The organism is Xenorhabdus innexi (assembly GCF_002632485.1).
Taxonomy (GTDB): domain Bacteria; phylum Pseudomonadota; class Gammaproteobacteria; order Enterobacterales; family Enterobacteriaceae; genus Xenorhabdus; species Xenorhabdus innexi.
Window position 1 is genome coordinate 1 of record NZ_NIBU01000188.1, and the last position, 1086, is coordinate 1086.

The 1086-nt window shown below is 49.5% G+C and carries 1 protein-coding gene and 1 pseudogene; both read right to left on the minus strand.

The genetic code is table 11. The features are described 5' to 3' along the window. Window positions 1-496: baseplate wedge 1 family protein (locus Xinn_RS20955; protein WP_099137819.1), on the minus strand; the 496-nt coding region annotated here is incomplete at its 3' end. Continuing rightward, window positions 489-1086, minus strand: a pseudogene (locus Xinn_RS20960) (baseplate J/gp47 family protein); the annotation flags it as partial. The pseudogene Xinn_RS20960 and the gene Xinn_RS20955, both read right to left, overlap by 8 nt.

Consider the following 1086-nt stretch of genomic DNA (forward strand, 5'->3'; position numbering starts at 1 on the left):
GTAATCGAAAGGGGGTGAGATAAGCCGCAGGCACCACCACGTTCATGGTCATGTCGTAGTTATCAATCACGAATGACTGGTTGCCCAGCAGGTGCTGGAGTGAATGGGTGATCCCCTCAAGCGTGGGATGCTGAAAGTTTTTAATGATTTTCGCCCGGATAAAGAACCGGTAATCCGAGTCATCCAGATTGACGGATTTTTGCAGGGAGTCGCCGTATCGGTAGAACAGGCCGTTATTGAACCCCAGTGCGCCGTCTATTCCCAGCCAGCCGAAATAATCTTTCGGGATAAAGGACTTCATCGTCCGGCTTATTCCGACATGACGCCCAATCAAATCTAACCCGTATCCTACTGATGTATTGATATCGAGAACTTCAGGCAGTTGTAATGCCGTCTCAAAAAGTGTTTTTGTCTCAGAAAGCAAAAGCCCGACGGTTTGCCGGGCTTTGAGTTTTCCTCTGTATTGCCAGATTAAAAAGTCTTCGCGCTTACTCAATCAGCACCTCCACCTGTTCAGGTTTGATTTGGGCGCACTGACGGACACCTATTCTGGCGGAGTCGGCCTCATTGACCGTGATGGATTTAATGTAGAACCCTGACACGGAATTCACCCGACACGTCAGGCGCATGGCATAAACCGATTCACCAATCGCAAACCCGGTGTCAGCCAGTGATTGCTTAATCCCCTCGGTGTCAATATCCTGAAAACCGTTGATGCGCTCGATAATCACTTTTACCCGGATATCCACCCGCTCAGCACGGTCAAACCGAACAGTGCGTTGCGCGCCGGAATAATCACAGGTGCATTCGATATTTCCCATCAGTCCGCAGCCGCCGACTTTCTTTCTCAGGATGGTGCGTGCAATATCTTCATTCTTACCGCCAATCACCACGGCATTCATGGAATGAGCAGGCACACCATTGTTATCCGTCTGGTTCGTGAAGTTTTCATACACCCGCGCCTGTCTGACATCCGGTAAATCCAGTAAAGCCGCTTCAATACCTTGTCGGTCATCATGATTATTAATGGAGTGTGACCGCATAAACCGCAGCAGAAAATTACCGTCGGTCTCTTCCTCGTTACCG